General features: G+C 60.1%; 16 protein-coding genes. 5 read left to right on the top strand and 11 right to left on the bottom strand.

Features of this window, described 5'->3' with window-relative positions; all coding sequences use genetic code 11:
- Positions 1–2: 2 nt before the first annotated feature.
- The 6 genes from QD461_RS17310 to QD461_RS17285 all read right to left on the bottom strand — a co-directional run bounded on the left by QD461_RS17310 (position 3) and on the right by QD461_RS17285 (position 6,710).
- Positions 3–944, bottom strand: coding sequence for an ABC transporter permease (locus tag QD461_RS17310; protein WP_414088840.1), 942 nt, complete (start codon positions 942–944; stop codon positions 3–5).
- Positions 941–1,990 (bottom strand): ABC transporter permease, encoded by a 1,050-nt coding sequence (locus tag QD461_RS17305; RefSeq protein WP_414088839.1) that lies wholly within the window; start codon positions 1,988–1,990, stop codon positions 941–943. Before QD461_RS17305 ends, QD461_RS17310 begins: the two co-directional genes overlap by 4 nt.
- Entirely contained in the window at positions 1,980–3,506 is a 1,527-nt protein-coding gene (locus QD461_RS17300; protein WP_414088838.1) for an ABC transporter ATP-binding protein, read from the bottom strand. Before QD461_RS17300 ends, QD461_RS17305 begins: the two co-directional genes overlap by 11 nt.
- Complete coding sequence (locus tag QD461_RS17295; protein ID WP_414088837.1) at positions 3,503–4,927, bottom strand: amidase; 1,425 nt, start codon at positions 4,925–4,927, stop codon at positions 3,503–3,505. The genes QD461_RS17300 and QD461_RS17295 overlap by 4 nt, the downstream gene beginning before the upstream one ends.
- 15 nt (positions 4,928–4,942) lie before the next feature.
- Positions 4,943–5,929, bottom strand: a complete 987-nt coding sequence (locus tag QD461_RS17290) for a BMP family protein (RefSeq protein WP_414088836.1) — start codon at positions 5,927–5,929, stop codon at positions 4,943–4,945.
- 199 nt (positions 5,930–6,128) lie between these two features.
- Positions 6,129–6,710 (bottom strand): TetR/AcrR family transcriptional regulator, encoded by a 582-nt coding sequence (locus QD461_RS17285; RefSeq protein WP_414088835.1) that lies wholly within the window; start codon positions 6,708–6,710, stop codon positions 6,129–6,131.
- A gap of 69 nt (positions 6,711–6,779) precedes the next feature.
- On the opposite strand from QD461_RS17285, the gene QD461_RS17280 reads away from it, so the two are divergent.
- The 3 genes from QD461_RS17280 to QD461_RS17270 all read left to right on the top strand — a co-directional run bounded on the left by QD461_RS17280 (position 6,780) and on the right by QD461_RS17270 (position 9,006).
- A complete protein-coding gene (locus QD461_RS17280; RefSeq protein ID WP_414088834.1) occupies positions 6,780–7,211 on the top strand; it encodes a VOC family protein in 432 nt (143 codons plus the stop codon).
- A gap of 118 nt (positions 7,212–7,329) precedes the next feature.
- Positions 7,330–7,536 carry a KTSC domain-containing protein gene (locus tag QD461_RS17275; RefSeq protein WP_414088833.1) on the top strand — a complete coding sequence of 69 codons (207 nt, stop codon included), beginning with the start codon at positions 7,330–7,332 and terminating at the stop codon, positions 7,534–7,536.
- Between the two features lie 159 nt (positions 7,537–7,695).
- Complete coding sequence (locus QD461_RS17270) at positions 7,696–9,006, top strand: MFS transporter (protein WP_414088832.1); 1,311 nt, start codon at positions 7,696–7,698, stop codon at positions 9,004–9,006.
- 106 nt (positions 9,007–9,112) lie between these two features.
- Here the strand turns inward: QD461_RS17270 and QD461_RS17265 are convergent, their stop codons facing one another.
- The 5 genes from QD461_RS17265 to QD461_RS17245 form a co-directional block, all read right to left on the bottom strand.
- On the bottom strand, positions 9,113–10,300 hold the full coding sequence (locus QD461_RS17265; protein ID WP_414088831.1) for a galactarate dehydratase: 1,188 nt from the start codon (positions 10,298–10,300) through the stop codon (positions 9,113–9,115).
- A gap of 122 nt (positions 10,301–10,422) precedes the next feature.
- Positions 10,423–12,144, bottom strand: coding sequence for an ABC transporter ATP-binding protein (locus QD461_RS17260; RefSeq protein ID WP_414088829.1), 1,722 nt, complete (start codon positions 12,142–12,144; stop codon positions 10,423–10,425).
- A gap of 7 nt (positions 12,145–12,151) precedes the next feature.
- Entirely contained in the window at positions 12,152–13,273 is a 1,122-nt protein-coding gene (locus tag QD461_RS17255; RefSeq protein ID WP_414088828.1) for an ABC transporter permease, read from the bottom strand.
- A gap of 9 nt (positions 13,274–13,282) precedes the next feature.
- A complete protein-coding gene (locus tag QD461_RS17250; RefSeq protein WP_184706859.1) occupies positions 13,283–14,269 on the bottom strand; it encodes an ABC transporter permease in 987 nt (328 codons plus the stop codon).
- A gap of 86 nt (positions 14,270–14,355) precedes the next feature.
- Complete coding sequence (locus QD461_RS17245; RefSeq protein WP_414088827.1) at positions 14,356–16,302, bottom strand: ABC transporter substrate-binding protein; 1,947 nt, start codon at positions 16,300–16,302, stop codon at positions 14,356–14,358.
- A gap of 212 nt (positions 16,303–16,514) precedes the next feature.
- On the opposite strand from QD461_RS17245, the gene QD461_RS17240 reads away from it, so the two are divergent.
- Together QD461_RS17240 and QD461_RS17235 are read left to right on the top strand one after the other, a co-directional pair.
- Positions 16,515–17,228: a FadR/GntR family transcriptional regulator gene (locus QD461_RS17240; RefSeq protein WP_414088874.1), complete on the top strand. Its 714-nt coding sequence runs from the start codon at positions 16,515–16,517 to the stop codon at positions 17,226–17,228.
- 89 nt (positions 17,229–17,317) lie between these two features.
- Positions 17,318–18,232 carry a dihydrodipicolinate synthase family protein gene (locus QD461_RS17235; RefSeq protein ID WP_414088826.1) on the top strand — a complete coding sequence of 305 codons (915 nt, stop codon included), beginning with the start codon at positions 17,318–17,320 and terminating at the stop codon, positions 18,230–18,232.
- The last annotated feature ends 188 nt before the right edge of the window (positions 18,233–18,420 follow it).

The raw sequence follows: 18,420 nt of genomic DNA, 5'->3' as shown, positions 1-18,420 counted from the left end.
GATTATCTCTCGCCACGGCGATAGGGTTGCATCAGCGCCTGCGGCACGCGGGCTCGCCGGCTCATGACGGCAAGGGCGACGATGGACAGGATGTAGGGTGTCATCAGAAAGATCTGATAGGGGATGCCTTGGACTGCGGTTTGGAGGCGCAATTGGAATGCGTCGAAGAAGGCGAAAAGCAAGGCGCCGAACAGTGCTCGGCCCGGCCGCCAGGACGAAAAGACCACCAGTGCGATGCAGATCCAGCCGCGGCCCTGCACCATCGTCGGAAAGAAGCTGTTGAAGGCTGACAAGGTTAGGAAGGCACCGCCCATGCCCATCAAGGCACTGCCCGCGATGATGCTGCCGTAGCGGATCTTCATCGGGTTGAGGCCCTGAGCCTCGGCCGCATGCGGGTTTTCACCCGCCATGCGGATTGCAAGCCCGACCGGGGTGCGGAAAATGAGGTAGGCCATGACGAGCGCCACCAGGATTGCGAGATAGGTCGGTGCTGTCTGGGTAAAGAGAGCCGGGCCGATGAAGGGCAGGGTCGACAGGCCGGGGATTGCGATCGGTTGGAAGGGCGTGATGGTTGGCGGCGTTCCGGCAACTGGTACGACCAGCCGGAAGATGTAATAGCTGAAGCTGGATGCGAAGAGCGTCACGCCAAGGCCAGAAACATGCTGCGACAGGCCGAGCGTTACGGTCAGGGCTGAATGGAGCAGGCCGAAAATGCCGCCGGCGATCGCTGCGATCAGAAGGCCGGTCCACAGGTCGGCACCGTGATAGACCGAGAGCCAGCCGATCATCGCGCCGAACGTCATGATGCCCTCGATGCCGAGATTGAGGACGCCGGCTCGCTCGCAAAGCAGTGCGCCGAGCGTGCCGAAGATCAACGGTGTGGCAATCCGCAGCACGGCAGCCCACAGTCCGGCAGAGGCAATGATGTCGACCAGCGTGCTCATCGGCGGATCCTGTACTGCGTGAAGAACAATGCAATCAGCATGGTCAGTAGCGAAAGGGCGACCGTGACGTCGGCGATATAGGTGGGGATGCCAAGGCTGCGGCTCATGCCATCCGCGCCGACGAACATGGTTGCGGTGAAGATCGCCGCAAGCACGACACCAAGCGGGTTGAGGTTTGCGAGCATCGCAACGACGATGCCGGCATAGCCGAAGCCGGGCGACAGATCGGTGGTCACATAACCTTTGACGCCCATGACTTCAATCGCACCGGCAAGGCCGGCCAGCCCGCCCGAAAGACATGCGACCTTGACGAGGGTTGAGCCGAGGCGAACGCCGGCAAAGACAGCGCCCGACGGGTTGAGGCCGGCTGCCCGCGATTGCACGCCGAAGACGGTGCGCGACTGGACGAAATAGACGATCGCCGCGATGACGATCGAAATTGCGAAGCCGATATGAAGGCGTGAACGGGCGATCAGCTTCGGTAGCATGGCCTGATCGACCAGAGCCTGGGATTGCGGCCAGCCGAATGCCGTCGGATCCTTCAGCACGCCGTCGATCAGCATGGAGACGAAGAGAACGGCGATGAAATTCAGGATGAGGCTCGTCACAACCTCGTCGACGGAAAAGCGCAGCCGCAGCCATAGTGGCACGAGGATCAGGATCATTCCGGCGATGGCGCCGATCACCATCAGGAGCGGAATGAGGAAAGGGCCGGGCACACCGGCCAGCATTTTCGACCCAAATGCTGCAACGGCAATGGCGCCGAAATAGAATTGCCCCTCGGCGCCGATGTTCCACAGGCGGGCGCGAAACGCGATGGCGGCGGCAAGCCCCGTCAGGATCAATGGCGTTGCGCGTGTGAGTGTCTCTGTTGCCGAGAGCCGAGAGCCGAAGGCGCCAAGCAAAATCCGCCGATAGGCTTCGAAAACCGGTGCCCCGGCAATGGCAATCAGGATGCCGGCGAGCGCGAGCGCTGCGATGATGGCAAGCAAGGGCGCGAGGATCATCATGTAGAGTGGGCGGTGTTCTCGCCGTTCAAATCGCATGGTCGGCCCTGCTCTTTTCTTTCCATTCGCCTGCCATCATCAGTCCCAGCAGCCGTGCATCGGCCTCATCGGCATCGATGGGCGGCGAAAGACGCCCGCCGACGATTGCCTGGATTCGATCGGCCAGCGCAATGACCTCGTCCAGATCCTCAGAGATCAGCAGGACGGCGGTGCCTTGCCGGCGAGCTTCCAGAATGCGCCCGTGAACGGCGGCGACAGCGCCCTCATCCAGCCCCCGCGCCGGTTGCGCGGCGATGAGGATGCGCGGGCGTTCATGGAGATTGCGTCCGAGGATCAGCTTCTGCATGTTTCCGCCCGACAATAGGCGGGTGCGGGTCACTGCATTGCCACCGCGTACGTCGAATGCCTCGATGATCTCCTGCGCAAAGGCCATGCCGGCGCCTTTGTCGACCAGTCCGCGCTTGGAATAGGAGGACAGGCGCTCGAGCACGGCATTTTCCCAGATTGCCATTTCGCCAATGGCACCGTCGCGGTTTCGGTCCTCCGGAATGCGTCCGATACCGGCATCGATGACCGCGGCGACGTCGAGATCGCCGACGGGCTTATCGAATAGGAGAAGCTCGCCTGAGGAACGGTTTGCGGTGCCGGACAGAATCTGGCCCAAGCTCGCCTGGCCGTTTCCGGACACCCCGATGATGCCGAGAACCTCGCCCCCACGGACATGAAAGCTGATCTTCCTCAGGCGCTCGACGCCGCCGCTTTTGAGCGTGATGTCGCGAGCTTCGAGTGCGATGCCGCCAGGTACGCTTTTTTCCCTGGTCGGGCGTGTGACGCGATGTCCGACCATCAGTTCGGCAAGCTCTGCTTTGCTGGTCTGAGACGCCTGCCTTTCGGCTGCAACCTTGCCGCCGCGCAGCACGACAATACGGTCGGCCGTCGCCATGACCTCATCGAGCTTGTGAGAGATGAAGATCAAGGACAGGCCCTGCGCCGCCATTTGTTTCAGCGTCGAGAAGAGTTTCTCCGCCTCGATCTGGGTGAGAACCGCGGTCGGTTCGTCGAGGATCAGGATGCGCGCATCATTGTAGAGGGCTTTCAGGATTTCCACACGCTGCTGCTCGCCGACGGAGAGATCGCCAAGGCGCGCGTCGGGATCGACTTTCAGGCCGAAGCGCTCGGAGATCGCCAGGAGCTTTTTGCGGGCTGCCGCCGTTTGGGACCTGAGCGACCATAGTCCCTCCGTACCCGTCATGATGTTTTCGAGAACGGTCAGGTTCGGCGCGAGCGAGAAATGCTGATGCACCATGCCGACGCCGGCTTTGATTGCGGCGCGCGGTTTGCCCTGCGGCAGTTCCACGTTGTCGATGAGGATGCGTCCGGTGTCGGGCACATAGTGCCCGAAGAGGATGCTCATCAATGTCGTCTTGCCCGCACCGTTTTCTCCGAGCAGGGCAACGATCTCGCCCTTTGCCAATGACAGCGAGATATTGTCATTGGCAATCGTGCTGCCGAAGCGCTTGCTAACACCTTCGATGGTCAAGACAGGAATGCTCATGTCGGAAATCCTGCAATCGGGGAGCGGTGCTGCCAACGTTGCTCGGCCTCGAGCACAGATGCAAGCTGCAGCAAGAGGTTATCCTCACCCATGGGTGCCATCAGCTGGACCGGCAGCGGCAATCCTTCGGCATCTTCGCCGAAGGGAAGTGTGATCGCTGGAAAGCCGGATATATTGGCAAGCGAGGCAAGCGGCGCAAAGGTGGTCATGCGCTCAAGGTGCAGCTCGGTGTCCGAATGATCCGTGGGGAAGGATCCGATCAGCGGTGGCGCCGAGGCGAGCATCGGCATGACGATGACATCCGCCGTGTCGAAGATCTCCCACAGGCTGCGGCTGGCCCTTACGGCGCCATTGAGCGAGCTCCAAAGGGCTGTTGCCGGCATGGCGCGTCCGCGCGTGATGAAGGCCTGCGTCATCGTCTCGGCGGCACGCATGTCCAGGTCGAGATCGTCAATCAGGCTGGCAATATTGACGGAAATGATATCGCCAAAGGCGAGGGCGCTGGCCTCAACGGCGCGTTCTACGTCCCCCCAACGAAGGGATATCAATTCGTGTCCCTGTCCTTCAAGCAAGCGGGCAGCGGCGTCCACCGCTTCGGCTCTGTCTGGCTCGATCGCATAGTGCTGTCCGGTGTCGGCAAGAAGCCCAATGCGAAGCTTGCCGATCTTGGCGGGGAATTGCGCGATATCAGCGAAAGGTCCTCGTGTCCGACCGCGTACGACATCGAAGATCCGCGCGGTATCGCGCACGGAGCGGGTCAAGGCGAGTTCGCTGGCTATGCCGCCGAGATGATTGCCGAAGGACGGGCCGGCGGGCACGGCGCCGCGCGTCGGCTTCAGCCCGATAAGGCCGCAACAGGCGGCTGGCACTCGGATCGAGCCGCCCGCATCCGTCGCATGGGCGATTGCCACGATGCCGGCGGCAACTGCGGCCGCAGCTCCACCCGACGAGCCGCCGGCAGTTCTCATCGGATCCAAAGGGTTCCGGCAGATCGGCCCGATTGCCGGCTCGGAGGCGAGGGAGAAGCCGAACTCCGGGCTGGTGCTCAAGCCAAAGGCGCAGAGGCCGGCATCGCGAAAGCGCCCCGCCAGATCGCTGTCTACGCCATTGCCGGTACGGATGAACAGCCGAGAGCCAGCCGTCACTGGCAACCCCGGAAAGGGGCCGCCGAGATCCTTGGCAACCGTCGGCACGCCGGCAAAGGCCCGCTCAGCGAAGCGCTCTGGATACGCCGACGTCTCCTGATCCAGGGCGCGCGCTGCCGCAAGCCCTGCCTCCGGATTGAGATAGGTGATGGCGCCAAGCTCGTCTTGCTTGACGCAGGCGGCAAGAGCTGCCCGCATCGCATCCACGCAGGCGAGCTTGCCGGCCTTGATCGCGCCGGCTAGCTCGGTGGCGTCGGCGAATGACGGGCTGCTCATGATCGAACCGGAGAGTTACTTCGGCTGATCCGGCACCTTCGGCACCTCGAAGGTGCCAGCCTTGATGTCGGCACGGACCTTTTCCATGGCCGCTTCCGCTTCTGCCGAGGCGGTGCCCTTCACGTAGACGATGTCGCTGCCTCCCTCCTTCATCAGTCCATAGGCCGTGTAGTTGCGACCGACCGGCTTGCCAGCTGCAACGTCGGCGATGGCGGCATTGAGAATGGGACGGAAATACCACATAGCATTGGCAAAGACGGTGTCGGGGTAGCGCGGCGTGTAGTCGATCAGCGATCCCACGGACTTGATATGCCGCTCCTTGGCGGCATCGGCCGTGCCGATGCGTTCGCCGAAGAGAACATCGGCGCCTGCGTCGATCTGTGCGAGACCGGCCTCACGCGCCTTGGGCGGATCGAAGAAGGTGCCGATGAAAGAGACGAGGTGCTTGCAGTTCGGGTTGACCGCCTTGACACCAGCCGCAAAGGCGTTGATCAGCATGTTGACTTCGGGGATCGGAACGGCGCCGACGGATCCGACGACGTTCGACTTGGTCATCTTGCCGGCGAGCATGCCTGCGAGATAAGCGCCGTCATAGTTCCAGGTGCCGAAGACGCCGAAATTGCTGCCGGCAGCCTCGCCGCTTGAGCCGAGCACGAAGGCGGTGTCCGGATAATCACCTGCGACTTGGCGGGCTTCCTTTTCAACTGCGTAGGCCTCTCCGATAATCAGCTTGTTGCCCTGTTCGGCATATTCGCGCATGGCGCGCGGATAGTCCGTGCCCGAGACTCCCTCAGAGAAGGCGTATTCGATGACGCCTTCCTTGGCAGCGTCCTGAAGGGCTTTGTGAAGACAGGAATTCCAGGCATTTTCGACCGGCGAGGCGTGAATGCCCGCGACCTTGAGTGGCGCTGCCGCTCGAGCAGCCGGTGCAAGCGCACCGACGCCGAGGGCAATGCCGGATGCGATGACGGCACGGCGTGTCAATATGATCTGCTTGGTCATTTTTTAGTTCCCCTGCTTTTTGATCATTTGGTAAAAAAATCATAGGAGGCGTCTAAAAAAGTGTCAAGCAACAGCTGTGCTCAAATAATATGCGGAATAATGGCCATCCGCCCGTCGCGATGAGCATCAAACAGTCCGAGCAGCCGGTATTTGCGTGGCGGGCGAACTGCGATCTCCAACCGTCAGGCGGGCGTGTTCCTCATCCCGCAATATGCTTGATCAGATGCGCAATCGCTGCGCGATATCGATCCGCATCACCGCCGGTATCGACTGCTAGGGCTGCCCGATCAAAGGCTGCTGAAAGGATGTCGGCAAGTGCGTCGGCTGGGATGCCGGAAGTGTTGCCTGGATTGAGTGCTGCTTCCAGCCCGTGCTGCAGGGTCAGTGCCGTTGTTTCCTCGTCCAATTGCTTCATGTCGAGATATCCGAGCACTGTCGGTCCTTCGATCAGCAAAAGCCGTGTGCGGCCGCTCACCCGCATCGCATCGAGATAGGCATTGCTGCCGGCGATCAGTGCATCAAGAGCTGAAAGACGATCAGGCGTCGCCGCTTCGATCGCGGCTGTGACGGCAAACGCCTCCTCCTTGACGACGGCGCGAAAGAGGGCGCGCTTGTCCTCGAAGTGATGGTAGAGCGCGCCGCGCGTGATGCCAGCCGCCGCCACGATCTCCGGCGTCGATGTTTCGGCATACCCCTTTTCAACGAACAGGGCGCGCGCTGCTGCGATGAGCGCGGCCTTTGTCTTTTCGGTTCTTTCTCGATTGGAGCGATAGTCTTGCATGCATGCAGCCTGTATGTTATTTGCGAAAATACAGGCAGACTGTATGTCTTTTTTGAGGAGAAGTGAAGCATGAAGGTGACAAGCTACTATCCGGTCATCATGACGGAGCGCGTTGAGGAGACTGCGGCTTTCTACAGGACGCATTTCGGTTTTCAGGAGAATTTCGCCAGCGACTGGTACGTGCATCTGCAGCATGGGCAGGATAGCGCGATCAACCTGGCCATTCTGGACGGGCAGCATGAAACCATTCCGGAGCAGGGCCGCGGGCGGGTTGCGGGACTATTGCTTAACTTCGAGGTGGATGACGTCGATGCCGTTTATGATCGTGTGCGGCGGGCCGGCCTGCCCATTTTGCTTGCCATTCGCGACGAAGCCTTCGGTCAGCGCCACTTCATCACCGCCGATCCGAACGGTGTGCTGATCGACATTATAAAGCCGATACCGCCGAGCGCGGAATTTGCGGCGCTTTATGCCGACGATGCCCTGCCAAAAGAGCAGTAAGCTCTTGAAAGGCAATCGCTAAAATCCGCTGATACAACTCTATCTTTCATTAACTAGGTCACTTCACCCATCTTTTGGGGTTTCTATGCGAAAAGCCCGATGAAAGTGAGGTGACCCCATGCAAGAACTTCTGGTTTCGTCGAAAATCATCAAGTCCGTATTTTTCCGCCCCGATGACGGGCGGCTGTATATCCGTTTCAAGAATGGCGAGGAACGCCAGTTCACCGGTGTGCCGCAGAAGGCGGCGCTGGCCATGGTCAAGGCATCTTCGCCCGGCCAGCACTACATCGAGCATATTCGCACGCAGTTCGAACGCGTCGCCTAAGGGATCCGCTCGGGGCTGCCCTCTCGCATTGGCGACATGTAGCCACCTGCGTCACCCGCAAGCTCGATGGGCAAAGTGAGCTTTGCCGACTAGCGCATTGATAAACGGCCAGTTACGCTATCTATATCAATCAGAACCATTTTTCTGGGAGGAAGAGGCGTGGTTGATGAAAAGCAGCTCATCTCCAGGATCACCTGGAGGCTCATGCCGTTTCTGGGCATCCTTTATCTGATCGCCTATATCGATCGTCAGAATGTCAGCTACGCGAAGCTGGAAATGGTCGGCGATCTCGGCATGAGCGAATATGCCTATGGTCTCGGCGCCTCGCTGTTCTTCATCGGCTATTTCATCTTTGAGGTGCCGAGCAACCTGCTTCTCGACAGGTTCGGCGCAAGCAAGTGGTTCGCGCGCATCCTGATATCCTGGGGGATAGTCACGGTCGCCCTGGCCTACACGCAGAATGCGACGATGTTTTACATCCTCCGCTTCCTGCTCGGCGCCTGCGAGGCGGGCTTCTTTCCCGGCGTTCTATATCTCCTGACACTGTGGTACCCGTCCGCCTATCGCGGCACGATGGTCGGTCTGTTCATGATTTTCAGTGCATTTGCTAATGCGATCGGTGCGCCGCTGGGAGGTATGCTCCTCGATCTGAACGGCCTTTATGGCATGGCCGGATGGCAATGGGTCTTCCTCGTCACCGGCATACCTGCAGTTATCGCTGGGATCATCACGCTCTTCTTTCTTCCAGATCTGCCGGCCCGGGCGTCGTTTCTCAGCGATACGGAAAAGACATGGCTCAAGGACCGGCTCGCGGCGGAAAATTCGAGCATGGAGAAGAATGCCGCTGATGGTTTCCGCGCACTCATCAATCCGCGCGTATTGCTGATGGCGCTTTGCTATGTCGGCTTCCCGCTGGCTGCCTATGGTCTGAGCTACTGGCTACCGACCATCGTCAAGAATTTCGGCGTCAGCAACACGACGAACGGCTTCCTGAACATCATTCCCTGGCTCCTCGTCGCCGTCGCCCTTTATGCAGTGCCGGCAGCGGCTGACAAGGCGCAGTCCAAGACGCCCTATATCGTCTTGCCGGCATTGGCCGGCGCGGTCAGTCTGGTTCTCTCTGCCGTTGTTCCCGACCATGCCCTGCAGTTCGCCTTCTTGTGTGTCGCGGCCGCCGGGATCTTCGCCGGGCAGCCGGTGTTCTGGAGCCTGCCGTCGCGTTTCCTACAAGGGGCAGGCGCTGCGGCGGGACTGGCTGCCATCAATTCGGTCGGCAATCTCGGCGGCTTTGTCGCCCAGAACGTCGTTCCCTGGATCAAGGATTCGACCGGCAGCACGATCGCGCCGATGTTCTTCCTTGCTGCTTGTCTTCTGGCTGCGGCGCTGTTGGTTCTCGTCATCGGCCGCATGATACCGAAGGCTCCACGAAGAGAGGATCTTAGCAATCCAGGTGCCGCAGGCGCGAAGTGATCGCCGGCAAGCCCATGTGATGACTTACGTCAAAAAAAGGGGCGGCTGAAGGCCGCTCCTCTGTCGGTTTGGATGCAGATTCTGCATTCAGGCTCGCATCGTCCGCTCAGGCGAAGGCATAGGATCCATCCGGGCGTTTTGGCACCCGCCGCTGCCAATGGATATAGCCTTCCTCTTCCATTGCCTTTTCATCCATATCGACACCCCAGCCGGGCCGGTCGGGCCGAAGCTCGAGATAGCCATCCTTCGGCAGATAGGGATCGACGACATAGCGGGTTTCGCCCTGCCGCTGCTCGACCTCGTTGCCACCATAGACATAGGCCTGGCCCTTCGGCAGCCGGTATTCGAGTATCCTAAAGTTCTGTGCGGCGGCCGAGAAATGCACGTTGACGGCGGTTGCGAGCGGACCCATCGGATTGTGCGGGGCAACGCCGACGAAATGCGCCTCGGCAATGGTCGCAATGCGCCGCATCTCGCTGATACCACCGACGACGCAGATATCGGGCTGGATGAGGTCGGCGCCCTTGACCTGCAACAGGCGCAGGAACTCGTTGCGGTTATAGAGGGATTCGCCGGTTGCGAGCACGCAATTCAGACCCTGCTTCAGTTCGCCCCACATCTCGATATTTTCGGGGCGCAGCGGCTCCTCATAGAAAAGCGGATCGTAAGGTGCGAGTGCGTTGCCGAGCTGGCGTGCGGCAACCGGTTCGAAGATCTTCGCATGGGCGTCGAAGGCAATCTCATAGTCGTCGCGCACGGTCTCACGTAGCGAGCGGAAATAATCGGCCGATGCCTTGACGACATTGCCCCAGCGGTGGGCATGCATGTCGATGCGCCAGGGGCTGAGCTTGAAGGCGGTAAAGCCCCATTCTGCGTTCAGCCGGTCGAGCTCGTCGCGAGCGGCCGGCGCGTCCGGTGCGGTGTAGACGCCGGCATAGACCTTGATTCGATCGCGCACCGCGCCTCCGAGCAGCTTGTAGACCGGTACATTGAGGGCTTTGGCTGAGAGATCCCAGAGGCAATGGTCGAGCGCGGAAATCGCCGAAAGGCCGAGGGCTCCCGGCGGAAAGCGGCTCTGCTGGATCAGGAGGTTGATGAGATAGTCGATGCGGCTAGGATCCTGGCCGGCGATAAAGCCGTAGAGATAGTCGAGGATCGGCGGCAGTGCCAGATCGGGGCCGTGATTGTAGCACTCGCCCCAGCCGGTCAGTCCGTCATCCGTATCAAGCGCCACGATGACGCGCGGGCGATCCTTGTCACGGGTCATATACACCCGCATGCGGTCGATCTTCATCTAACTTTCCTTCTATCGATTGACATGGATGCGGCATGGGAGGCGCCGCAGGTGGGAAAACCGTTGCCAAGTCGAGCCAAAGCGGCGGCACGTGATTGTTGGGGCCGTGAGGATGCAAGCCATCAGGCAGCACTCCCGTTTTTGACGGTCTCAGGCTCGATATAGCGGAAGCGCCGCGAGCGGTCCCGATCACGCGGATCGGGGCGCGGGATGGCTGAGATCAGCGCTTGCGTATAGGCATGTTCGGGTGCGTTGCAGACCTTGTCGGCATCGCCAACCTCGACAAGGCGGCCCTTGTACATGACGCCGACCCGGTCGCACATGTAGCGAATGACGCCGATGTCATGGCTGATGAAGATATAGGCGAGACCAAGTTCGTCCTGCAGGCGCATTAGCAGATCGAGCACCTGAGAGCGCACGGAAACATCGAGAGCCGAGGTTGCCTCGTCGGCAACGATCAGGCGTGGATTGAGAGTGATGGCGCGGGCAATGCCGATGCGCTGGCGCTGGCCGCCGGAGAAGGCGTGCGGGTAGCGCTCGCGCGCCCTTGGATCGAGCCCGACCTGCTCCATTAGGTGGCAAACGCGCTCATCAAGCGCTCGGCCCTTGGCGATGCCGTTGACCAGCAATGGCTCGCCGATAATCTGCGAAACGGTCATGCGCGGATTGAGCGAGCCGAAGGGGTCCTGGAACACCATACGCAGCTCGCGGCGTGCTGCTGCAAGAGTTACCCCTTTAGCGCTTGCCAGATCCGTAATGCCGCCATCGGAACCGCGATAGAGAATCTCCCCGGCGGTCGGATCGATCAGGCGCATGATCGAGCGGCCCATCGTCGTCTTGCCCGATCCACTCTCACCAACGATACCAAGCGTCTCGCGCGGCAGAAGCGAGATCGAAACATCGTTGAGCGCGCGAACCTCGCCAAAGGCCATCGACACATTGCGCAATTCGAGGATCGGCACCGCGGCTCTGTCGAGCGGCGGCCGTGCCAGGCGGATTTCGGCCTTCCGCTCGAGCTTCAGCACCGAGCCGATCAGCATGCGCGTATAATCGTCCTTCGGCGCATGGAAGATCTGCTCGACCGGGCCGTATTCTTTGACCACGCCATTGTGCATGACGAGCACGTCGTCGGCGATTTGAGCGACGACGCCCATGTCATGCGTGATAAACAGGACCGCCATGCCATTGGCTTTTTGCAGCCGGGCGATGAGGTCGAGGATCTCGGCCTGCGTCGTTACATCGAGTGCCGTCGTCGGCTCGTCGGCGATCAGAAGCTGCGGTTTGCAGGCAAGCGCCATAGCGATCATAGCGCGCTGGCGCATGCCACCCGAATATTGAAAAGCGTAGCGGTCGATCGCCTTTTCCGGGGAGGGGATTTCTACCTGTTTCAACAGGGAGATCGTCTCGGCGCGTGCTTCAGCCTTACTCATTTTCATGTGGAGGCGCAGCGCTTCCATGATCTGGTCGCCGACCGTGTGGACCGGCGACAGTGAGGCCATCGGCTCCTGAAAGATCATGGCGATGTCACGCCCGCGGATCGACCTGATCTGTCGCCCGCGCGGATTGAGCTTGACGAGATCGACGGAACTGCTGTTTGCGCCATCCAGGATGATGGAGCCGGCGGTGATGCGGCCGGGCGCATCGACAATCTGTAGGATCGAGCGGGCGGTCACGGATTTACCCGAGCCGCTTTCCCCAACGACGCAGAGCGTTTTTCCCGGTTCTATGGCAAAGGATAGATTGTCGACTGCGCGAAACGTGCCGGTTCGCAGCGGAAAGTCGACGGTCAGGTTTTTGACCTGCAGCAATGGGCGAGCGGTGTTCATGCAAACAATGTCGGTCATGCCCGCCTCATTTGTTGTAGGGGTCGGCCGCATCGCGCAGGCCATCGCCAAGAAGGTTGAGCGCCATGACGGCAATGACAACGGCAACACCGGGCAGGAACAGCCACGGCGCCGTTGCGATCGAGCGGATGTTCTGCGCCTCGCGCAGTAGAACCCCCCAGGAGATGGTCGGCGGCTGCAGCCCAAGCCCTAGGAAGGAGAGGGACGTTTCGGCGAGGATCATCGCTGGGACCGCGAGCGTGATCGAGGCGATGATGTGGCTGGCAAAGCTTGGCAGCATATGGCGGAAGATGATGCGCCCTTCGCTGGCGCCGTCCAGTCTTGCTGCAGCCACGAATTCCTCGGTGCGCAATGATAGGAAACGACCGCGCACGACGCGGGCAAGCTGCGCCCAGCCGGTCAGAGACAGGATGATGGTGATCATCATATATTGCAGCGCTGCTGGCCAACCCTGCGGCAGAGCCGCCGCCATGGCGAGCCAGATCGGAATGGTGGGCAGCGACAGCACGAAGTCGATCAAGCGTTGGATGAAGAAATCGAGCTTGCCGCCGTAATAGCCTGAAATTCCTCCAAGAACGATCCCGAGCACCAGCGAGAAGAACACGCCGACGAGCCCGATTGATAACGAAATCTGCGCGCCCTGAACCGTGCGGCTGAAGACGTCGCGGCCGAGCCGATCCGCACCGAACAGCAAGAGTGGCGTCGCTTTATCCGACGATGCAAGAAGATGGATGTTGGTCGTGAAAAGGCCGAGCACGGAGTACTCGTAGCCGCGCCCGAACAGGCTGATGGAGACCGGCTTCGTGGTGTCTTCCTTGAAAATGGCAGCAAGCGTTTCCGGGTCTCTTGTCAGTTTCAACGGGTAGTAGTGCAGCCCGAAGGAAAAGCCATTGTCCGTGTCGATGAAATGCACCCGTTGCGGCGGGTGGAAGGTTGCGCGTGCGTTTTGCTGATTGGGATCGTTGATCGCAAAGAAGCCCGGCACGATCGCAACGATATACATCAGCACGGTAACGACGAGGGCGACCATGGCAAGCTTGTGACGGCGGAATGCCCACCAGATCAGCTGCCATTGCGATGCCACGGCGTTTCGGTCGGGACGGAGATTTGTAACGGCAATATCGGCCATGGGCTGCTCCTATTCCAACCGAATGCGGGGATCGACGAGGGCAAGCAGGATGTCACTGATGAGTGACCCGATCAGCGTCAGCGCGCAGATCAGAAGCACGAACGCGCCGGCAAGATACATGTCCTGCGCCATCAGGGCCTGAAGCAGCAATGGCGCCGCCGTCGGCAGATTGAGAACGATGGCGACGACGACGGAACCCGAAATGAGATTGGGCAACAGCCAGGCGATCGTCGAAATGAAGGGATTGAGCGCGATGCGCAGCGGGTATTTGACCAGAAGCCGAAACTCCGAGAGACCCTTTGCCCGCGCAGTCGTCACATAGGGTTTTGGCAGCTCGTCGAGCATATTGGCGCGCATGACGCGGATCAGGCTGGCGGTCGAGGACACCGCGAGAATAATCACGGGAAGCCAGAGATGCGACAGGAGGTTCAGCATCTTGGCGATGCTCCAGGGCGCAGTCTCGAACTCGGAGGAGAAGAGACCGCCGACATCCTGACCGAACTCGACGGCGGCGACATACATCAGCACCAGTGCCAGCAGGAAGGAGGGGATGGCGAGGCCAAGAAAGGTGAAGGCGGTAAAGAAATAATCGCCGATCGAGTATTTCTTCACGGCGGAATAGACGCCGATCGGCAAGGCGATGGCCCAGGTGGCGATCAGGGCTGCCAGCGCCAGAATAAGCGTCAGCGCCATGCGTTCCCAGATGAGGCCCGAGACCGGCTGCTGCCACTCAAATGAGATGCCGAAATCCCCGCGCGAAAGAATGCCCCACATCCACTTCAGATATTGGATGAGCATCGGCTGATCGAGGCCGAAACGCTCGCGCAGCTGAGCAGCCGTATTCTGATCGACCACCTCATTCGACGAGGCGAGCGTGGCGATATAGGTCGTGACATAATCGCCCGGCGGTAGCTGGATCAGCACGAAGGCGAGGAAGCTGATGGCGAAGAGGGATGGGATCATCCATAAGAGGCGTTTACCGATGAAGACCAGCATGGCTATTTCTCGCAGTAAGCGCTGCCACGGGCAGCTCCGCATGAAGGAGAGCGCCGCCCATGGAGGACGGCGCTTGATCGGTGTGATCAACTGGTGAAGAAGAACTGCTGCGGCATAGCGGGTCCCGGATTCGGCCAGGACCAGCTGTCCGGCTGTTTTTCGGGAACATTGTGCAGATTGTTGCGGATAATGCCAAAACCGCCGACCGCAAGACAAAGCCCAACCGTTTCAAATTCTTCGGCGGCGATGTCGAAGATCTGCTTCATCACGGCGCCGCGCTTTTCGAGATCGGCCGTTGAACGCGCCTCGTCGAAGAGCTTCATGCGCTTCTTCTGGCTTTCCGGCGGCTCCTCGCCCTGTTTGCCGTTCGAGGTGTACCAGACCGACCATGGGATTGCGTAGCGCGAACCCTGCGGATGAAAGGCGAAGAAATCGCGCGGATCGAGCATGGGGTCGAGGCCACCTGGTCCGGGCCAAACCTGTGCGTCGTGCGCATTGTCGTCACCACGGGTATAATAAAGGGCACGCTCGATCGTGTTGACCTTCATGTCGACACCGATCTGCGCCCAATGTGCCTTGACCAGTTCCAAAGCATCGACCAGATCGGGATAGAGGGTCGGAATGACGTCGATCGTGAAGAACATTTTCTGGCCGTCCGGCCGCAGGCGGAAACCGTTGGCATCCTTCTTACCGTAGCCGGCCTGATCGAGCATCGCGCCGGCCTTGTCCGGATCGTAGTTGGTGAATTGACGTGCGTATTTTTCGTTGTACCAGGGATGCTCCGGCCGCGGTCCGGCTTGATACGGCTGGCTTTGGCCAAAGTAGACGATGTCGATGATTTCCTGCCGATTGACGCCGAGCGACAGCGCCTGCCGGACGGACTTGTCGGCAAACATCTTGCGCATGGCCGGATCTTTATGGGTGATGTTGAAGTAGATCTGGCATTGCTGCGAGCTGGAAGGAATAAGAGTGAGAAGGCGATAGTCGCCCTTCTTCATGTTCTGCGAGAGCGTCGGCTTGTTCGCGAGCACGCTGATGTGGCGCTCCTGAATATCGACCTTGCCCGAGATCACATTCAGCATCAGCGACTCCACATCCTGCGAGATGCCGAAGTTGATCTCGTCGACATAGGGGAGCTGATTGCCGGCTGTATCGACCTGCCAGAAATAGGGGTTACGGGTCATGACGACACGGGTGGCGCCGCCGCTATAGGGCTCTTTGATGACCCAGGGGTCGAGCGTTGGCTTGTCCGGATTGCCCCAGCGTGAAGGAATTTCGATATCGCCGCAGCGGGCGCGGAAGAGTTCGGGCCAGTTGCTGACGCCAGCCTTCTTGGCATCTTCGGCGACGTTCGGATTGTATTTTGGCAGAAACTGGCTGCAGTAATGCTTTGGAAACAGCGTCGGATGCTGACCGAGCGGGGTTGCGAGATTTTCCAGATAAAGCGCGTTCGGTGCGGCAAAGCTGAATTTCACCGTATAGTCGTCGATTTTCGCTACATCGACAGGCTTGCCAGCGACGGTCAATTGCGCCGGTGTTGCGCTATAGAGATCGGTGTTCTTGACGCAGTCCTCGATGGCAAAGACCACGTCGTCGGCCGTGAACGGATGCCCATCAGACCAACGCGCGCCCTGAATGAGGTAGAAGGTGAATTGCGTGGCGTCGGCATTGACATTCCAACGCTCAGCAAGGTTCGGCAGGACCTGAGTGAATTCGAGGTTCCAGCGCACCAGGCTCTGATTGCCCACCATGCGCAGAATGCCGTTATGGTCGGAGGAGCCCCGCAGGCCCCGTCGTAGGGTGCCGCCATAGGTCCCGACCTTCTCGTAAGGGGTGAGGACCATCGGCATTTTCGGCAGCCGGTCTGCCAGCGGCGGCAGTTTGCCGTCCTTGACGAGCTGAGCCAGCGCGGGTGCTTCGCCGCCCGCATTGGCTGCGCTGACGCGGCCGGCTAGAGACAGCGCTGCCATTCCTGCCATGCCGCTGAGAACGGCACGTCTGCTGACGCCGCGGGACAATATTTCATCGCGCATCGAATCCCTCCCATTTTAACCTCGGCCGGGCTTTGCCTCAACCGATGCGACAAGCTCCCGACCTGCCGCGATGCACCCTTCTGGCGCAGCGTCGAGACCATATTCTGTTCTCAGATAATTACAAGAGTTGACAGATTTTTACAGATTTAGTAGCCCTGTCGCGCAGGAAATGCGCTATGGCTGTCGCTGGTTGGCATTCAAGAAGGATGATGATGAAACTCTCTGTCGCCAACGAACCGATTACGGGCGCGACGCGCTTCGGCGACATCATCTATGAGCGGATCGTCGCCATGATTGCGGAGGGGAAATTCCCGGTCAACGAACGCCTGCCGGCGGAAGCCAGGCTCGCAGAAATGTTCGGCGCGTCACGGCCTGTGGTTCGCGATGCACTGGAACGGCTGCGTGCCGACGGTTTGATCGTTTCCCGCAAGGGGTCTGGCTCTTATGTTCGCCAGAGGCCGGATTCGTCAGTCCTCAAAATGGTGCCGGTCGGATCGCTCGCCGACGTCCAGCGATTCTTCGAATTTCGCGCGGGGCTTGAAGCTGAAGCGGCGGAGCTTGCTGCCCGCAACTGGCAGCCCGCCGACAAGGAGCGGATTTCGGCTGCGCTGCAAAAGATTGAACAATGTCTGCGCGAGGGCCGGCTTGGCGCCGAGGAAGATCAGGAACTGCATGATGCGATTGCGATCGCGACCGGCAATCAATTTCATGTCTCCGCCCGCGAGTTATTCAGGCCGCATTTCGCCATTGGTCACTCCGTCACGCGAAGTCTCAGCCTCAAGCGGACGCCCGAACAGATCCGCAGCGTCCAGGACGAACATTCCGTGATCGTGGAGGCGATCTTTGAGCGCCAGGAGACTGAAGCGCACGATGCCATGAAGCGGCACATATTGAATGCGCGCGCCCGCATGTTCCAGGGCGTTTAGGGAGTTTGAGGACACGCGGGAAGAGGTGAGGCACGTCTTGAAGCGTGTTCGTGTCCGTCTCAGCGGGCAAGAAGGGTAAGGGTAGGAAGATGAGCGTAGAAATCATGCGGCACGCGTTGACTGGCGTATCCGGCGTTCCCGTCACGGCCTATGATGCAAGCGGCGAGGTGGAAGCACGGGTAACGGCTCGGGTTTACCAGCGCGTCGCGGCTGCCGGTATCCATAACATCGTTGCAGCCGGCAATACCGGTGAATTCTATGCGTTGACGCCGGACGAAATCCGCCGTGTCCACGAAGCTGCCGTCGCCGGTGTGGATGGCAAGGCGCCGGTTACGGCGGCGATTGGCCGCTCGCTGCGCGAAGCCATCCGAATGGCGAAGGACGCCACGTTGATCGGCGCTTCGGCCGTCATGTCGCATCAACCGGTGGATCCGTTTGCCGCACCGGCGGCACAGATCGATTACTTCCGGGATTTGGCGGAGGCTTCGCCTCTGCCGCTTGTTGCTTACGTCCGTGCCGAGGGGTTCAGCGTCGACGATATGGTTCGGCTGGCTGGACACGGAAATATCGTCGGCATCAAGTTTGCGACAACCGATCTGATGCTGCTGACACGGTCGATTGCCGCCTCCGATCCAAATGGTGCGCTGTTCGTTTGTGGCTTGGCCGAAAGCTGGGCGCCGACTTTCGCTGCAGCAGGCGCGCGTGGTTTCACCTCCGGACTGGTCAATGTGGCGCCAAAGCTGTCACTTGCCGTTCATGCTGCCTTGGCCAGAGGCGATTTTGCTGCTGCGCGTGCCATCGTGGCCAAGCTTGAACCTTTCGAGCGCATGCGCACCAAGTTCCGTAACGGCGCTAATGTCACGGTCGTCAAGGAAGCGGTCCGCTATTCTGGTCTGGATGTCGGCCCGGTTCGAGTTCCAGGGCTGCCGCAGCTCGACCGGAAGGATCGCGAAGAGTTACATGCCTTGCTTCGCAGCTGGCAGGAAACCGGCGACGCCTTCTAAGGCTGAGCACATTCGATCTTTACGCGAATGTGCCGCCACTCGTGATTGAGGCTGCCGTCAATTTGGGGGCAAGGCATCGGAGGCTTATGCGCCGGCACCCGCAATTGGATTGCGAGAATGGTATTCTGTAACCGCACGCTTATCGCAGAGCATGGCCTTGCGGTGAACCTACGACGCCGGTGGGAGTG

It is taken from the genome of Rhizobium sp. BR 314, assembly GCF_047445805.1.
Lineage (GTDB): Bacteria > Pseudomonadota > Alphaproteobacteria > Rhizobiales > Rhizobiaceae > Rhizobium > Rhizobium lusitanum_B.
This window is presented reverse-complemented; position numbering and strand designations above follow the sequence as displayed.